Annotated in this window: 16 protein-coding genes; 6 read left to right on the top strand and 10 right to left on the bottom strand. The window is 72.0% G+C overall.

Translation table 11 applies throughout. The annotated features are described in order from the left end of the window. Window positions 1-11 precede the first annotated feature (11 nt). From BM085_RS12815 to BM085_RS12800, 4 genes are all read right to left on the bottom strand, one after another. Window positions 12-2,045, bottom strand: coding sequence for a right-handed parallel beta-helix repeat-containing protein (locus BM085_RS12815; RefSeq protein WP_093887228.1), 2,034 nt, complete (start codon window positions 2,043-2,045; stop codon window positions 12-14). 161 nt (window positions 2,046-2,206) lie between these two features. Beyond that, window positions 2,207-2,824, bottom strand: a complete 618-nt coding sequence (locus BM085_RS12810; protein WP_093887227.1) for a TetR/AcrR family transcriptional regulator — start codon at window positions 2,822-2,824, stop codon at window positions 2,207-2,209. Window positions 2,825-2,831: 7 nt separating this feature from the next. Beyond that, window positions 2,832-4,394 carry an MFS transporter gene (locus BM085_RS12805; RefSeq protein ID WP_093887226.1) on the bottom strand — a complete coding sequence of 521 codons (1,563 nt, stop codon included), beginning with the start codon at window positions 4,392-4,394 and terminating at the stop codon, window positions 2,832-2,834. 177 nt (window positions 4,395-4,571) lie between these two features. Beyond that, window positions 4,572-5,765, bottom strand: coding sequence for an MFS transporter (locus BM085_RS12800; protein WP_093887225.1), 1,194 nt, complete (start codon window positions 5,763-5,765; stop codon window positions 4,572-4,574). 161 nt (window positions 5,766-5,926) lie between these two features. On the opposite strand from BM085_RS12800, the gene panB reads away from it, so the two are divergent. Continuing rightward, entirely contained in the window at window positions 5,927-6,772 is an 846-nt protein-coding gene (gene panB / locus BM085_RS12795; protein WP_093887224.1) for a 3-methyl-2-oxobutanoate hydroxymethyltransferase, read from the top strand. A 64-nt stretch (window positions 6,773-6,836) separates the two neighbouring features. Here the strand turns inward: panB and BM085_RS12790 are convergent, their stop codons facing one another. Continuing rightward, window positions 6,837-7,748 (bottom strand): threonine/serine dehydratase, encoded by a 912-nt coding sequence (locus BM085_RS12790; RefSeq protein ID WP_093887223.1) that lies wholly within the window; start codon window positions 7,746-7,748, stop codon window positions 6,837-6,839. Window positions 7,749-7,961: 213 nt separating this feature from the next. Then, window positions 7,962-9,134, bottom strand: a complete 1,173-nt coding sequence (locus tag BM085_RS12785) for a trans-sulfuration enzyme family protein (protein WP_093887222.1) — start codon at window positions 9,132-9,134, stop codon at window positions 7,962-7,964. Between the two features lie 62 nt (window positions 9,135-9,196). Here BM085_RS12785 and BM085_RS12780 point away from each other — a divergent pair, with 62 nt between their 5' ends. Next, window positions 9,197-10,633, top strand: coding sequence for an aminotransferase-like domain-containing protein (locus tag BM085_RS12780; protein WP_093887221.1), 1,437 nt, complete (start codon window positions 9,197-9,199; stop codon window positions 10,631-10,633). Window positions 10,634-10,797: 164 nt separating this feature from the next. On the opposite strand, the gene npdG is transcribed toward BM085_RS12780, so the two are convergent. After that, window positions 10,798-11,463 carry an NADPH-dependent F420 reductase gene (gene npdG / locus BM085_RS12775; protein ID WP_093887220.1) on the bottom strand — a complete coding sequence of 222 codons (666 nt, stop codon included), beginning with the start codon at window positions 11,461-11,463 and terminating at the stop codon, window positions 10,798-10,800. Between the two features lie 126 nt (window positions 11,464-11,589). Here npdG and BM085_RS12770 point away from each other — a divergent pair, with 126 nt between their 5' ends. Then, window positions 11,590-12,168, top strand: coding sequence for a hypothetical protein (locus BM085_RS12770; RefSeq protein ID WP_093887219.1), 579 nt, complete (start codon window positions 11,590-11,592; stop codon window positions 12,166-12,168). 166 nt (window positions 12,169-12,334) lie between these two features. On the opposite strand, the gene BM085_RS12765 is transcribed toward BM085_RS12770, so the two are convergent. Then, entirely contained in the window at window positions 12,335-13,276 is a 942-nt protein-coding gene (locus BM085_RS12765) for a LysR family transcriptional regulator (RefSeq protein WP_093887218.1), read from the bottom strand. 103 nt (window positions 13,277-13,379) lie between these two features. Here BM085_RS12765 and BM085_RS12760 point away from each other — a divergent pair, with 103 nt between their 5' ends. Together BM085_RS12760 and BM085_RS12755 are read left to right on the top strand one after the other, a co-directional pair. After that, window positions 13,380-13,649, top strand: a complete 270-nt coding sequence (locus BM085_RS12760) for a CBU_0592 family membrane protein (protein WP_245789288.1) — start codon at window positions 13,380-13,382, stop codon at window positions 13,647-13,649. Continuing rightward, complete coding sequence (locus tag BM085_RS12755) at window positions 13,646-14,305, top strand: cyclase family protein (protein ID WP_093887216.1); 660 nt, start codon at window positions 13,646-13,648, stop codon at window positions 14,303-14,305. The genes BM085_RS12760 and BM085_RS12755 overlap by 4 nt, the downstream gene beginning before the upstream one ends. Before the next feature lie 216 nt (window positions 14,306-14,521). Here BM085_RS12755 and BM085_RS12750 read toward each other — a convergent pair whose 3' ends face one another. Continuing rightward, window positions 14,522-14,704 carry a hypothetical protein gene (locus BM085_RS12750; protein ID WP_093887215.1) on the bottom strand — a complete coding sequence of 61 codons (183 nt, stop codon included), beginning with the start codon at window positions 14,702-14,704 and terminating at the stop codon, window positions 14,522-14,524. Window positions 14,705-14,749: 45 nt separating this feature from the next. Between BM085_RS12750 and map the strand changes: the two genes are divergently transcribed. After that, entirely contained in the window at window positions 14,750-15,598 is an 849-nt protein-coding gene (gene map, locus BM085_RS12745) for a type I methionyl aminopeptidase (protein WP_012889292.1), read from the top strand. A 3-nt stretch (window positions 15,599-15,601) separates the two neighbouring features. On the opposite strand, the gene BM085_RS12740 is transcribed toward map, so the two are convergent. Continuing rightward, window positions 15,602-16,009: a sensor histidine kinase gene (locus BM085_RS12740; protein ID WP_143120904.1), complete on the bottom strand. Its 408-nt coding sequence runs from the start codon at window positions 16,007-16,009 to the stop codon at window positions 15,602-15,604. Window positions 16,010-16,170: the final 161 nt, after the last annotated feature.

The raw sequence follows: 16,170 nt of genomic DNA, 5'->3' as shown, positions 1-16,170 counted from the left end.
CCATGACCGTCTCACGCGGGCACTTCCTCAACGCGCGCGGCGGCGGCCGTACGGCGCGGCTCCGGGGCGAGCAGCACGATCGCCCAGAGGGTCCAGACGCCGGCGAGCAGGCCCCGGATCCAGCCGGGACCGAGCGGCAGCAGCGGGATCATCATGACCGCCTTGTCGAACGCGTCGGCCAGGGCGAGGGCGCCGAGCACGACCGTGAACCAGCCGAACGCCCGGCCGCCCGCCGGTCCCCCGGCGGGTCCTCCCCTCCCGAGCCACAGCCGTCCGGCCCCGATCCACCACACGCCCATCAGCGCCAGGGCGGCGGCGGGCAGCGGGGTGTGGCCGTAGGCGGCGCCGAAGACGTCCAGGGTCAGGCCCGCGAGCCCGGCGAAGGTGACGGCGAGAGCGGCGCGCGAGCGGAGCCTGCGGCGCTGGAGCAGGATCGCGACCAGGCCGAGGACGAGGGAGGTGGCGAGGGCCAGCTGGATCTCGACCCTGGCCAGGCCGGTCGAGCCGTACCAGTCGCATCCGGCCGGTAGCCGCCTCTCGCCGATGCTGTAGTCGTTGCACAGGTAGCTCTTGGCCAGCTTGACCGGCTCACCGAGGATCCTGGACGGCCCGGCCGAGCCGCAGGCGGGCAGGGCCCACGGGGTGGAGGGGCCGGTGCCGCGCTGCCAGCAGTTGCCCGTTCCCTGGCCGTCCCAGGAGACGCCGGCCCCGTTGGGACGGTCGGCCCCCTCGGGCGTCACCCCGAGGTGGTTGCCCTCGTAGAGGTTGTGGTGGGAGGTGTCGAACTGCTTGTCCCAGGACTCCTCGCCCCGGATGAAGGCGGGCACCGCGAGCAGGTCGAACGCGGCCGACTCGTGACCCCAGATCCAGTTGTCGCGGAAGACGTTCCAGTTGCCGCCCGCCGTGACGATCCCGGTGCCCCGGGGCATGCCGATCTGCGGGCAGACCACACCCCGCTCGTAGCCGCGTTCGGCCGCGGGTTTGGCGCAGGTGCCGTCGGCGACGTAGCGGTAGTAGTCCTGGTTGTTGTCGTGGATCCGGTTGCGCTCGAACCGCGCGTGGTTCTGCGGCAGGCCCGGATGCCCGGCGAACGCGCTGTCCATCGAGGCGCCGCCCATGTTGTCGTAGAACTCGTTGTCGTGGACGTAGACCGAGTCGCCCGCCGTACCGGAGTAGCCCACCATGTTCTGGTGGCTCTTGCAGCGCCGGATCTCGATGGAGTAGCGCGGCACGTCGTGGCCACGGCCGTCGTTGATGTCGGAGGCGCTTCCCGGATAGATGCCCGAGTCGCCGTTGCCGTGCGACTCGCAGTCGGTGTAGAGGCCGTGGTCGCTGGCGAAGGTCAGGAAGCCGTACTCGTCGTTCCAGCGGGTGAGCATCGTGTCGATGACGAAGCCGTCGGCGGCCAGGATGTAGAGCGAGTTGAACGTGGTCCGCTGCGCGGTGAAGTTGCGGAAGTAGATCCCGTTGGAGGTGTCGGCCCGGATCGCGTTCAGCTTCTTGTACTGCGCGTCGATGATCACGTCCGTCGGCTTCGCTCCGGTGCCCTCGATCTGCAGGTTCTCGATCCCGAGGATGGCGACCAGGTTCTGGTTGTGCGGGCACTGCTTCTGCTGCTCGTAGGAGAGGATCTGGTAGCCCCACGACGACTGGCGGGCGTTCAGGTTGGCGCAGGCGCCGGTGGGTTCCGGCTGGCTGGGCTCCTCCAGGTAGACGCCGGGCAGGATGGCGATGTTCGTCCCGGGCCGGTCGACCCGGTCCACGGCCTCCTGCAGGTGGCGGTACCCCTTCTCCTGGCAGCGCTCGAACAGCTCCAGGTTGCGCCGCCTGAGATCGGGCGGGAAGTCCGCGATCCGCCTGCCGAAGTCGGCGCGGTCGTTCTTGCAGACCAGCAGGTCGGGCTCCCCGGTACGGCGCACCGGGACGCTGCCCGACCCGTCGGGGAAGGTCACGGGGCGTTCTTCGTGGGCGAAGGCGGCGGAGGCGGGCAGCAGCAGGCCGAGGGTCAGCGCGACGGCGGTCGCGACCCTGCGCAGGGAACGCATGACCGCGAGAGTAGAACAATGTTCATGTTTTGCCTAGACTTGTCCTGCGAGATCCCCAGACGCGGCTCAGCGAGAGGCGAGGCTCAGGGGGCTCAGCGGGAGACGCGACTCAGCGAGAGGCGAAGCTCAGCAGGAGACGCGACTCAGGGGGGAGGTAAGGCTCAGCGGGAGGCGAGGCCGGCCAGGAGCTGGTCGACGATCCGCTCGGCGATGTCGTGCGGGAGCCCATCGACCCCGTCGAGCCCCACGCTCCGGACGTACCACATCACCGTGCCGACCAGCGTCGCCATCGCGACGGGCACGTCGAGGTCGGCACGGATCTCCCCCGTTGCGATGCCCCGCTGCAGCAGGGCGCTCATCACCGCCCGGCGCGGCTCGATCGTGGCCTGCCGGATCCGCTCCACCAGGCGCGGATGCCGTTCGGCGTCGTTCATCGCGATGTTCAGGACGCACCGGCTGCGCGCGTCGCAGGCGTCGCGCCGGACGACCTCCAGGTAGGCGATCAGGTCCTCGCGGACCGACCTGCCGCCCATCTCCGGAAGAGGCGACTTGAGCTTCGCCAGCGCGTCGACGACCAGGTCCTCCTTGTTGGACCAGCGCCGGTAGATGGTGGTCTTGCCCACCCCGGCGCGAGCGGCGATCGCCTCGATCGACAGCTCGGCGAGGCTGATGCCCTCGCCCATGAGGTCGAGGGTCGCGTCGATGATCGCCTTCTCTGCCCTGGCGCTGCGGGGGCGGCCCGCCGGGCGGGCCGCCTGCGTCTCATCGGTCGTGGTCATCGCACACCTACACTACTGCCGGTTCCTTCCCGCGATCCAGGTGCTCGGCGGGGGGAAGGGCGCTGTTCTTGCCGGGCAGCCACTTCAGCACCACCAGTGCTCCGAGCAGCGCGATCGCGGCCGACACCAGGGCCGTGATGTGCATGCCGTCAATGAAGGCGCGCTTGGCTGGCTCGATCAGCGCCGCGCCGCGCTCCCCGAGACCGCCGGCCACGCCGAACGTCCCGGTCAGCGACTCGCCCGCGAGGTGCCTGAGCTGCTCGGGCAGGCCGGTCAGCGCGGGGGCGATCTCCTCACGGTAGGTCGCCGAGAGCAGCGAGCCGAGCAGGGCCACGCCGAGCGCGCCCGCGATCTGGCGGACCGTGTTGCTCATGGCCGAGCCGACGCCCGCCTTCTCCCGGGGCAGCGACTCCATGATCGTGGTGGTGGCGGGCGGCATGATGTTGGCCATCGCCGCGCCCTGGACGAAGAAGACGATCTCGATCACCAGCACCGGGGTGTTCTGGTCCATCAGCGCGTAGGCGGCCAGCGCGGCGGCCACGACGAGCATGCTGACGGTGGCGGTCAGCTTGCCGCCGAAGCGCCTGGCCATCTGCTGGCTGAGCGGGGCGAAGATGATCTGCGCGGCGGCGAACGGGATCATCAGCGCGCCGGCCTGCAGCGCGCTGAAGCCCAGCACGATCTGCAGGTAGAAGACCAGGAAGAACATAGCGCCCATCATCGCGAAGAACACGATGCCGATCATGCCGACCGCGGTGGCGAAGCGGGGGTCGCGGAAGTAGGTGACGTCGAAGGCCGGGTGGTCGATGCGGCGCTCGTACCAGACGAAGGCGACCAGCACGGCCACCCCGAGGACCGCCGGGACCAGCACCTCCGCACTGGTGACGGTGGCCAGCTCGCCGGCCCGGATGATGCTGTAGGTGAGGGCGACCAGGCCCACGATGGACAGGATCACACCGACCGGGTCGAGCTTGGACGGCTTGGGGTCACGCGACTCGGGCACGACCAGCGCGATGAGCACGATGCCGATCAGCACGATCGGCAGGTTGATCAGGAAGACCGACCCCCACCAGAAGTGCTCGATGAGCAGGCCGCCGGTGATCGGGCCGATCGCCACGGCGATGCCGACGCCGCCGGCCCAGATGCCGATCGCCTTGCCGCGCTCCTGGGGCGGGAAGACGTTGGAGATGATCGCCAGCGTGGCCGGCATGATCGCGGCGCCGCCGATCCCCATGAACGCCCGGGCCACGATCAGCTGCCCGGGGTCCTGGGAGTAGGCGCTGGCCAGCGAGGCGAGACCGAAGAGCACCATGCCGATCATCAGCATGCGCTTGCGGCCGGTCCGGTCGCCGATGACGCCGAAGGTGAACAGCAGACCGGCGAAGACGAGGGTGTAGGAGTTGATCGCCCATTCCATCTGGCTCTGGGTGGCGCCCAGGCCCTCAGCCGGGTCGGCGATCGTCTTGAGGGCGACGTTGAGGATCGTGTTGTCGAGCACGACCGCCAGGAGGCTGAAGACCAGCACTCCCAGAACCTGCCATCGCCGCGGATGGCCGAGCTGGTGTTCCATTGGGGGTCCCCGTTTTCGATACGCTAAAGTTTCGCTACGCAACCGTAGCGTTCGCCGTTTCGATACGCAACCGTCCCGTTTCGTATTTACGCGATGTTCACACGGACGCGACGTTCACACGGGCCCGGCGCTCACACGGGCCCGGCGCTCACACGGGCCCGGCGCTCACACGGAAGGTCAGGCGGCGGCGGTCACCGGCTGCTCGGCCGACACCGGGACCCGCCGCCAGAACGGCAGCGCGATCAGCACCATCCCCATGCCGACCAGCCCCGCGAGGGCGAAGGCCCACCCGGCGCCGACACTGTCGATGACCGCTCCGGCGATCGGCGCGGAGAGGGCGCCGCCGATGAGCAGCGCCGTGCCGTGCAGACCCATCGCCTCCCCGCGGGCCCCCGCGGGGACCCAGCGGCTGAGGGTCTCGACCGTGGACGACAGCCCGGGGGCGCACAGCAGCCCCGCCGGGAGCAGCGCGACGAGCAGCCACCGCCAGTCGCCGCCCACCAGCCCCACCGGGATGGTGAGCGCGCCCATCCCCCCGACCAGGACCAGCGGGGAAAAGCCGCGGGGCAGCCCGCCGTACACGAAGCCGCCCACCAGCGAGTAGGCGCACCACAGTCCGATCGCCAGACCGGTCCACGCCGTGTCGCCCGTGTGCTCCAGGGTCGCCACCAGGGAGAGCTCGGAGGCGGTCAGCACGAAGGTGGCCGCGGAGGCGGTGCCGAGCAGCGCGATGAGCCCCGGGGTCAGCCACTGCCGCCTCAGGACCTTCTCCGCCGGCGCCTCCAGCTCCTCGGCCGAGCGGGTCGGCGGGTTCAGCAGGATCAGCGCCGCGCCGGAACAGGTCAGCCCCACCGCGACGATGGACATCGTCCACGCGCTGCCGAGCACGGTGATCCCCATCACCCCGAGGGCGGGCCCGGCCATGTAGGACAGCTCGACCATCATCGAGTCGAGGGAGAAGCCGATCCTGCGCTGCTCGACCGGGACCAGGGCCGCCAGGCACTGCCTGATCACGCTGAACACCGGCAGGGCCAGCAGGCCGGCCACCGCCGAGGCGACCAGCAGCACGGGGTACGGCAGCGCCCAGGCGCAGGACCAGAAGGCGAGCTGCGCGACGGTGGTCACCGCCAGGACCGGGCGGAGACCGTGCTTGTCGACGAACCGCCCGGCCAGCGGCGACCCGACCGCCATCCCCACCGTGGTTGCCGCGCCGACCGCCCCCGCCGCCAGCCACCCCAGCCCCAGGCTGCGGATGTGCAGCGTCAGCGTGATGCCCATCGCCGTCGACGGGACCCGGGCGACCAGCCCCACCAGCAGCAACGTCCGTACGCCCGGAAGGGCGAGCAGGCGACGGTAAGGTTCTATAGCCATTTTGATTGCTTACCTCCGCATGCATTGTGTCGTATGGCACTGACATCCCCGCCACTGGATTACCGCCGGGGCGGGGGGTGTTTAACGAGGCGACCGCGTGCAATCATCGGAAACGTCCGGGGACGCCACTGGGGCGCCTCGAGACTCTTCTGGAGGGTTTTATGTCCTCTTCCGTCACCAGCCGGCCGACCTCCCTCTACGGCGGCCAGGCAGGACGAAGGATCACCGTCCGCGACATCGCCGCCGCCAAGGAACGCGGCGAGAAGTGGCCGATGGTCACCGCGTACGACGCGATGACCGCCAGGGTCTTCGACGAGGCCGGCATCCCGGTGCTGCTCGTCGGCGACTCGGCCGCCATGGTCGTGTATGGCTACGACTCGACGCTGCCGGTCTCGGTGGACGACCTCATGCCGCTGACGGCAGCCGTGGTACGCGGTTCGTCGCGCGCGATGGTGGTCGCCGACCTGCCGTTCGGCTCCTACCAGTCCTCACCGCAGCAGGCGCTGGAGACGGCCGCCCGCTTCATGAAGGAGGCCGGCGCCCACGCGGTCAAGCTGGAGGGCGGCCGGCGGGTGCTCCCCCAGGTCGAGGCCCTGGTCTCGGCCGGCATCCCGGTCATGGCCCACCTCGGCCTGACCCCCCAGTCGGTCAACGCCTTCGGCGGCTACCGGGTGCAGGGCCGCGGCCAGTCGGGCGACGAGCTCATGGCCGACGCCAAGGACCTGGAGTACGCCGGCGCCTTCTCCGTGGTGCTGGAGTGCGTCCCCGCCGAGCTGGCCGAGCGGGTCACCGCGTCCCTGTCGATCCCCACCATCGGCATCGGCGCCGGCCCCGCCACCGACGCCCAGGTCCTGGTCTGGCAGGACCTGATGGGCCTGACCCCGCACCCCGCCAAGTTCGTCAAGAAGTACTTCGACCTGGCCGGGGAGATGGACAGGGCCGTCCGTGCCTTCGCCGACGAGGTGACCACCGGAGCGTTCCCGACCCCCGAGCACAGCTACCGCTGACGCACCGCCCCCCGCCGCCCCGCCGCCTGCGGGAACTCCCGGAGGCGCCGGGGCGGCGGCACGCTCAGAGCAGGGTCGCCGGGTCGGTGTTGGCACCGCAGACGACCACGGCCACCCGCTCGCCGGGGGCCGGGGTGTAGGCGCCCGAACGGAGGGCGGCGAAGGCCGTGGCCCCCGCGTGCTCGGCGGCTATCCGGTAGGAGCGCCACATCTCCCGCCGGGCGTCGACGATGGCCTCGTCGGACACCAGGACGCTGCGGACTCCCGCGGCGGCGGTGACGGCGTAACCGATCGCGCCGATCCGGCTGGCGCCCAGGGCGTCGGCTCCCACCCCGGAGACCTCCACCCGCACCGGGCCTCCGGCCTCCAGCGCCCGGTGCAGGGTCGGGATGAGCTCGGGCTCGACGGCGACCACGCGCGCCCTGCCCGCGACCGCGGCGGTGATCCCGGCGACGAGCCCGCCGCCGCCGACCGCGACGAGGACGGTGTCCACTCCCCCGCTCTGCTCCAGCACCTCCAGCCCGACCGTGCCCTGCCCGGCGACCACCTCGGCCTGGTCGTAGGCGTGGATCTCCAGGGCGCCGCTCTCCGCCGCCCGCTTGGCCGACGCCTCGTACGCCTCCGCGTAGACGGCCCCGGTCTGGGTCACCTCCGCCCCCAGCGCGCGCAGCCCGGCCACCTTCACGGGGCTGGACACCGCCGGCACGAAGATCTCGGCCCTGACGCCCAGGGTCCGCGCCACATACGCCACCGCCAGGCCGTGGTTGCCGCCGCTCGCCGCGATCACCCCCGCCTCGGGCAGCTCCCCGGCGGTCAGGACCCGGTTGAAACCACCCCTGACCTTGAACGATCCTGAGTGCTGCGTCCCCTCCAGCTTCAGCAGCAACCCGGGCGAAACCTCCATCACCGGAGTACGGCGGACATACCCCGCGATCCGCTCGGCGGCCTCCCGCACATCCCCGACTGACACGTCCACGCCGACACCCTTCTCAGAAGGTGACCGTCCAGCCCTCCCGGCGGCCCCGCGCCGCAGTGTAGGAGACTCCGTGGACCTTCCAGCCCGGCGGCGTCGAGCGGGGTGACCACACCTGCGCCGTTGCCCAGCGCGAACGGCGCGGCGCGGCGGCGCGTGATGGGGTGCCGGAAGTCCTCGTCGACGAGGTGGAGCAGCTCGGAGGGGGGCGGAAAATCAGGAAAGCGCCTGAGTGAAATCGGCCCAGAGATCCTCGATGTGCTCGATGCCCACCGCGACCCGGACCGTGCCCTCACCGATCCCGTGGCGGGCGAGCTCCTCGGCCGTCAGCGAGCGGTGGGAGGTGGTCGCCGGGTGCAGGATGAGCGTCTCGACGCCGCCGAGCGACGGGGCCAGCAGCGCCAGCCGTACCGAGCTCATGAACCGCTCCCCCGCCGCGCGCCCGCCGGCCAGGTCGAAGGAGAAGACCCCGCCGAAGTCCGGCAGCAGCTTGGCGGCCAGCTCGTGCGAGGGGTGCGAGGGCAGGCCCGGCCAGTGCACGGCCGACACCGCCGGGTGGTTGTCCAGGCGGAGGGCGAGTTCGCGGGCGTTGGCGCAGTGGCGCTCCATCCGCAGCGGCAGGGTCTGCAGGCCGCGCAGGGTGAGCCAGGCGGCGAACGGGTCGGCGGTGGCGCCCAGCTCGACCGCGAAGTGCCACACCTTCCGGTAGAGCTCTTCGGCGGCGAAGACCGCGATGCCGCCGACCACGTCGGTGTGCCCGCTCAGATACTTGGTCGTGGAGTGGACGACGATGTCGGCGCCGTGCTCCAGCGGGCGGCACAGGATCGGCGAGGCGAAGGTGTTGTCCACCACCGAGACCAGTCCGGCCTCGCGGGCCGCCGCGCACATCCCCGGCAGGTCGGCGACCTGGGTGACCGGGTTGGCGATGGTCTCCAGGTAGACCAGCCTGGTCTCGGGCCGTACCGCCGCGCGCAACGCCGCCGGATCGTCCTCGGGCACGTAGGAGACCGCGATCTGGAAGCGCGCGACCAGGTCGTTGATCATCGCGGCGGTGCCGCCGTAGAGCGGCTTCTGCGCGATCAGGTGGTCGCCGGGCTTGAGCAGGCCGAGCAGCACGGAGTTGATGGCACCCATGCCCGAGCCGGTGGCGACCGCGCCGACGCCGCCCTCCAGCCCCGCGACGGCCTCCTCCAACGACCGGACCGTCGGGTTCGACAGCCGCCCGTAGACGAAGGGGCCGTCGGGACGGCCCATCCCGTCGGCGAAGACGGCCGGGTCGTCGAAGACGAAGCCCGAGGTCTGGTAGAGCGGCACCGTGATCGGACGGCTGCCGTCGAGCTGCGGCTGGGGAAGGTGGACGGCCCGGGTCTCCGGACGGAGTTCAGTCATGCGTTAAGAATGTCCGGTTCACGGGTTACTTGTCAGAGCCAATTAGGCAATATTGGTTCATCATGCGAGCCAATTCCGAGCAACTGCTCGCCAAGCTCGGGCGCTGGTCGTCCGGCCGAGGCCCCCTCTACCTCCTGCTGGCCGTACGGCTGCGCGCCCTGATCGATGACGGCGAGCTGCCCCCGGACACCGTGCTGCCACCCGACAGGGTCCTCGCGCGGTGGCTCGCGGTGGGCCGGGGCACCGTGGTCGCGGCCTACGACCTGCTCCAGCAGGAGGGCAAGGTGGTGCGCCGGCAGGGCAGTGGCACCCGGGTCTGCGGCGCCGATCCGCCCGCCCTCCGCAACCTCGCCGGCGACGGCGTGGTCAACCCCCTGCTGCTGCACCTGCTGGCCCCGCCGGACGGCGTCATCCTGCTGACCTGCGCCGCGCCGGACAGCCCTCCCCCGGTGCTGATCGAGGCCTACCAGGAGGCGGCGGCCCGGCTGGCGCGGGTCCGGCACGACATCGGCTACCACCCCGCCGGGCATCCGGTGCTGCGCGAGTCGCTCGCCTCCTACTACCGGGCACGCGGCGTGCCCACCACCGCCGGGGAGATCCTGGTCACCAACGGCGCGCAGCAGGCGCTGGCCCTGCTCGCGAAACTGCTGGTCTCCCCGGGGGACACGGTGCTGACCGAGGCCCCCACCTATCCCGGCGCGCTGGAGGCGTTCCGGGACGCCGCCGCGCTGTTCCGCACGGCCGGCGACGCCGAGGAGTTCTGCGCGGCGCTGGCGGACCGGCCGGTCCTGGGCTATGCCGTCCCGACCGGCCAGAACCCGACCGGCGGGGTCATGCCCGCGCTGACCCGCCGCCGCCTGGCCAGGCTCGCCGTCGACCACGGCGTGCCGATCGTCGAGGACGAGGTCCCCGCCGAGCTCTGCTTCTCCGGCGAGCCGCCGCCCCCGCTGGCCTCCTACGGGACATCGGGGCAGCTCATCACGGTCGGCTCGCTGAGCAAGCTCGTCTGGGGCGGCCTGCGCGTCGGCTGGATCCGCGCGGCGCCGCCGCTGATCTCACGGCTGACCCGGCTGCGGGCCATCTACGACCTCGGCGGCGACGTGCTCGCCCAGCTCGCCTCCGCCTGGCTGCTCTCCCGGGTCGGCGAGCTGCGCCGCGACCGCGTCGAGGTCCTCCGGCGGCGCCACGACCATCTCCGCGCCGAGCTGCTCCGGGAGCTGCCCACCTGGACCGCCGAGCCCGCGCTCGGCGGGCAGACGATCTGGGTACGGCTGCCGCACGGTGACGCCGACGCCTTCGCCCAGGTGGCCCTCCGCCACGGGGTGGCGGTGGCCCCCGGCCGCTCCTTCGATCCGTCGGGCGGCCACGGCGACCGTCTACGGCTGCCGTTCCTGTTCTCCGAGGAGACGCTCACCGAGTCCGTGGCCAGGCTCGCCTCCGCCTGGCGCGACTACGACGGCGCCCGCCGCCCCCACACCCTGCGCGCCCTCCTCGTCTGAGCGAAGTCGTGAATTCCTCACTGTCGCCGGGCTCCGAGATCGGTCGCCGCCGGAGGCCGTGGCGCCGGCCGTCGCCTCAGTCGCAGGCCGGTCGAGCGCGAAGACCCTCACCCATTACAAGATCGTCAAAGCCGGGCGCCGTCTGACCGGTGCGGGCAGTACGGCTAGACGTCGGTGACGCGGAGCCCGGCGTGGGCCTTGTAGCGGCGGTTGATGGAGATGAGGTTGGCGGTCAGCGCCTCGACCTGGTGGGCGTTGCGCAGGCGGCCGGCGTACACGCCGCGGATGCCGGAGATCTGGCCGGCGAGCGCCTGGACCGTGTCGGTGGCCTCGCGGTCGTCGCCCAGGACGAGCACGTCCAGGTCGACCTCGGTGACCTCGGGGTCCAGCAGCAGGACGGCCGAGACGTGGTGGAAGGCGGCGACCACGCGGCTGTCCGGGAGCACCGCGGCCGCCTGCTGGGCGGCGCTGCCCTCCTCGACGGCCAGCGCGTAGGCGCCCTGCTTGTCGAAGCCCATCGGGTTGACGCAGTCGATGACGATCTTGCCGGCCAGCTCGGCCCGCAGGGACTCCAGGGTGGACTTGTGGCCCTCCCACGGGATCGCCACGATCACCACGTCGGCCTCGGCGGCCACGGTCGCGTTGTCGGCGCCGCGCGCCGGCAGCCCGAGGCCCGCCGCCGCCTCCGCGGCCCGCTCCGCGCTGCGCGAACCGATCAGCACGGCGTGTCCCGCCATGGCGAAACGCCTGGCCAGCCCCTTGCCCTGATCACCGGTGCCGCCCAGGATCCCGATCGAGATTCCGCTCACGTCCAGACTGTCAGTGCTCACTCGTCGCTCCTCGGCGTTGTCCTGTGCGGGTCGGCGCCGGGCTCACCCGGCCCCACGACATGCTCAGATCATGCCAGGAGCCGTGTTCGCGCAACCAACCGGAGGTGACTGCGGCACCATGGACGCATGGACGCTCGGTCGGTGGCACTTCTGCGCGAGATCCTCGACTCCACCGGCTGGGTGGAGCGCACCCGCGAGTTCGGTCTCGCCCTGCGGGCGACGCGGTCCCCGGGAGGCCTGCTGGTGGTCGGCACCCCCGACGAGGAGCCCTGGCATCTGACCGCGCATCTCAGCGACGAGGCCCGGCTCGCCGGGCTGCCCCAGCTCACTCCCACGCTGGTGCGCTGGGCGCCCGCCCCGGACGGGCCCGCGCACCTGCGGGTCGGACTGGAGCGGGTCGAGCGGGCCAGGCGGGGCGAGACGCTGTTCGTGGTGAGCGAGGAGCAGGCCCCCGCGCCCCTGCTGGAACGGGTGAGCGACGCCCGGCGCACCGGCGCCACGATCCTGGCCCTGGACGGCGGCGACCCCGAGCTGGAGGGGCTGGCCCACGACGCGCTGGCGGTCCCCGGCCAGGCCCCGCTCTCCTTCGACGGGGCCCAGCACCTGGTCAGCATGGCGGCGGGCCAGGTGGAGCGGCGCCCGGGCCTGCGCGACCGGCTGGCCAGGCTGCTGGAGCGGGTCAGCGGCCCCCAGGTCGCCGACTGACCGCAGCCGCGCCCACCCGCGGGCCACCGGATCAGCCACAGCGGGCAACCGGCCGGTCCGGGCCCCACCGGATCACCCCCGACGGACAACCGGCCCAGCCCGCACACCACCGGATCAACCCCGACGGGCAACCCGCCGGTCCGCACACCACCGGCTGGCCCTCGGGTCAGCGGACCTCGTAGCGCTCCCCGAGCCGTGCGACGAGGACCTCCGCGGCCCCCCTCAGCGCGGCGATGACCACCGCCTGCAGCGGGCCGGGCTCTCCCGACCGGGTACGGCTGACGCGGGTGACGGCGTCCAGGCGGCGGGCGCCCACACCGGTGATGTCGGTGACCACGACCTCTCCCGCCGGGACGTCCAGCAGGGCCAGCGACGGCACGATCGCCACCCCGTGCCCCGCCGCGACCAGGGCGAGGGTGGGCGGGAACTCCTCGATCACGTGCGCCCGGTACGGGGTGAACCCGTACAGGGCGGCCAGCCGTTCCAGCGCGTGCCCGCACGCCTGGTCGGCCGGTCCCGCCACCCAGGGCACGCCGCCCAGCTCCGCGACGCCACGCGGGACCTCCGTCCAGCTCGGCGGCGCCACGATGCGGTACTCGTCCACGTGGAGGGGGTGGGAGACGACCGAGGGCCGCACCGGGACGGGCTCGTCGGCGTCCTGCTCGGTGATGGCCAGGTCGATGCCGCCGAGGCGGAGCTCCTGCAGCGCGGGCGGGCCGTACAGCTCGTGGATGCGCGGCCTGATCTCGGGGTGGCGCTCGGCCAGCGTGCCCAGCGCGGGCACCAGCAGATGCCTGATGACGGTGGGGAACGCCGCGATCGACACCGGCCCGGCCAGCAGCTCCGAGAACCTGGTCAGCTCCCGTTTCGCCTCGGTCAGCTCCTCCTCGACCCGCTCGGCGTATCCGGCCAGGACCCGCCCCGCCGGGGTGAGCGCGATCCGGCGCTGCGACCGGTCGACGAGCGCGAGCCCGACCTCCCGTTCCAGGAGCGCGAGCTGCTGGGAGACCGCCGAGGCGGTCAGGTGCAGTGCCTCGGCCGCGCGCACGACGCCACCGCGGCGCGCGACCTCATGGAGTACCCGGAGGCGGCGGGGATCGATTTCCATACAGCTGAGCTTACGTGGATGTTAAGGAGACTTTATTTGCCCTTCATGGACGGGGGCCGGGATCATAGGGACATGCGCACCTTCCCCACCGGCGTGTGATCCGGTGTCCCTCCTGATCAACGCGCTCGGCTGGCTCGGCGCAGGTGTCATGCTGTACGGCTACGCCATGGTGTCCGCCTCCCGGATGGCCGGTGACGGCATGCCGTTCCAGACGATCAATCTCGTCGGGGCCGTCGCCCTGATGATCAATACGGCCTACCACTCGGCGTGGCCCTCGGCGATCCTCAACGTCGTCTGGGGCGCGATCGGCCTGGTGGCCGTCACCAGGATGGTCATTGCCCGGACCAGGAAGAAGACGGTGAACGTCCCATGACCCGGCTGATCGAACTGAGCCACCGCATCATCGAAGGCATGCTCACCTACCCCGGGATCCCCGGGCCGCGGCTCGGCGCGCACCTGACCAGGGAGGCCTCGCGCGAGGTCTACGCCCCCGGCACCGAGTTCCACATCGGCAGCATCGAACTGGTCGCCAACACCGGCACCTACCTGGACACCCCCTACCACCGCTACCCGGACGGCCCCGACCTGTCCGAGGTGCCGCTGGAGGCCGTCGCCGACCTGCCGGGGGTGGTCGTGCGGGCCGAGGGCCTGCGCTCGGTGGGCCGCGACCGGTTCGCCGGATGCGACGTGCGCGGCAGGGCCGTGCTCGTCCAGACCGGCTGGGACCGGCACTTCGGCACCGAGGACTACTTCCACGGCCACCCCTACCTCGAAGCCGGGGCCGCCGAGTGGCTCGTGGCCCAGGGCGCGGCGCTCGTCGGGGTCGACACGCTGAACATCGACGACACCCCGCCCCGCGGCGAACGTCCCGCGCACACGCTCCTGCTGGGCGCGGGCATCCCGATCGTGGAGCACATGACCGGCCTGGCCGCGCTCCCCGACACGGGGTTCCGCTTCCACGCCACCCCGCCGATGGTGGCGGGCCTGGGCACCTTCCCCGTCCGCGCCTACGCGGTCCTGGACGGCTGAGCGCACGCCGGCCTCCGGCGTGGCAGGCCCGCCGGAACCCGCTCGGCGGTGCGGGCCCGTCGCCGGCGTCGCACCCCGCACCTCCGGCGGAAAGGCGTCTCTCCCCGCGCCTCCGGCGGAAACCTGACCGGGGCCGGCACCCACAGCCCCGAGCCCGGCCTTCCGCGCCCCGGCGGCGTCGGCGCAAAGCCGGGGCGGCCGCCCCGGCCGGGGCCGCTAGTCATCCCCGTTCCAGGTCTTGTCCTCCTCCTTCCACGCCTCGTTGCGCTCGGCCGCCGTCTTCAGCGCGTCGGCCGCGGCCCCCCGGCTCTCGTAGGGGCCCAGCCGGTCCTTGTTCGGGCACCCCTCGTCGGGCTCGACCGCCATGTGCTTCAGACAGAACCACCACTGATCACTCATGACGGCAATACTGCCCACTGGGAAGCACAACTAGACTGGGGGACCATGACGACACTGCTCCAGCCCGGGCGGATCTCGCCCATCCGCAAGGTCCCCGCCGGCATCGAGCGGCCGGAGTATGTCGGGAAGAAATCCCCGAAGACCGGCGAGCCCGACGTCAAGACGCCCGAGATCATCGAGCGGATGCGGATCGCCGGCAAGCTGGCCGGCCAGGCACTCGAGGAAGTCGGCAGGCACGTGGCGCCCGGCGTCACCACCGACGAGCTCGACCGGATCGGCCACGAGTTCCTCTGCGACCACGGGGCCTACCCCAGCACGCTCGGCTACCGGGGCTATCCCAAGTCGCTGTGCACCTCGATCAACGAGGTGATCTGCCACGGCATCCCGGACGACACGGTGCTGCGCGACGGCGACATCGTCAACGTCGACATCACCGCCTTCATCGGCGGCGTGCACGGCGACACCGACGCCACCTTCCTGGTCGGCGACGTGGACGAGGAGTCACGCCTGCTGGTCGAGCGCACCCGCGAGGCCACCAACCGGGCCATCAAGGCCGTCGCGCCGGGCCGCCAGCTCAACGTGGCCGGCCGCATCATCGAGGCCTACGCCAAGCGGTTCGGCTACGGCGTCATCCGCGACTTCACCGGCCACGGCATCGGCACCACGTTCCACTCCGGGCTGATCGTCCCGCACTACGACGACCCGTCGCTGGCGGTCACCCTGGAGCCCGGCATGACGTTCACCATCGAGCCCATGCTGACCCTCGGCACGATCGACTACGACATCTGGCCCGACGGCTGGACCGCCGTGACCAAGGACCGCAAGCGGACCGCCCAGTTCGAGCACACCATCCTGGTGACCGACACCGGCCACGAGATCCTGACGCTGCCCTGAGGGCTAACGGGGTGCCGCCGCGGTCACGGTGGTGCCCCCGCCCACGACGCCGTTGACGGTGAGCGTGCCTCCGAGGTCGGCGAAGTGGGCACGCATGGCGGCGATTCCCCGGCCCGCGGCCGGCCCGGAGAAGCCGGCGCCGTCGTCGCTCACCGTCATGCGCAGCCCGCCCCCGCCCAGCGTCACGGCGACGGAGACGATGTTCGCGCGGCTGTGCCGCTCGATATTGGAGAGGGCCTCACCCAGCGTGGCCAGAACGGCCCGGGCCGCTCGGGGAGGGACGTCCCCGCCGGGCAGCGCCCAGATCTCGACGACGGTCCCGGTGCGCTCGGCCCACTCGGTGAGATGCTCCTCAAGGGCCTGTGCCAGACTCCGGCTCCGCCCGCCACGCATGCGCACTTCCTCGGACACTGATCAACCTTCCTGACGCACAAGGCGACCACCGGTCTTCCCGCACGGCACGCGGCCGGCAGGTCTGACTCGACGTGGCGCGCGACGACCAAGCGCTGCACCCGCTGCGGTGATGCCCGAACCCCCGCCCACCAGGCTACCGGAGGCGCCCGGGGCGGGGA

Source organism: Streptosporangium canum (assembly GCF_900113865.1).
Lineage (GTDB): Bacteria > Actinomycetota > Actinomycetes > Streptosporangiales > Streptosporangiaceae > Streptosporangium > Streptosporangium canum.
Note: the sequence above shows the minus strand (reverse complement) of the source record. Positions and strands in the feature narration are given on the sequence as shown.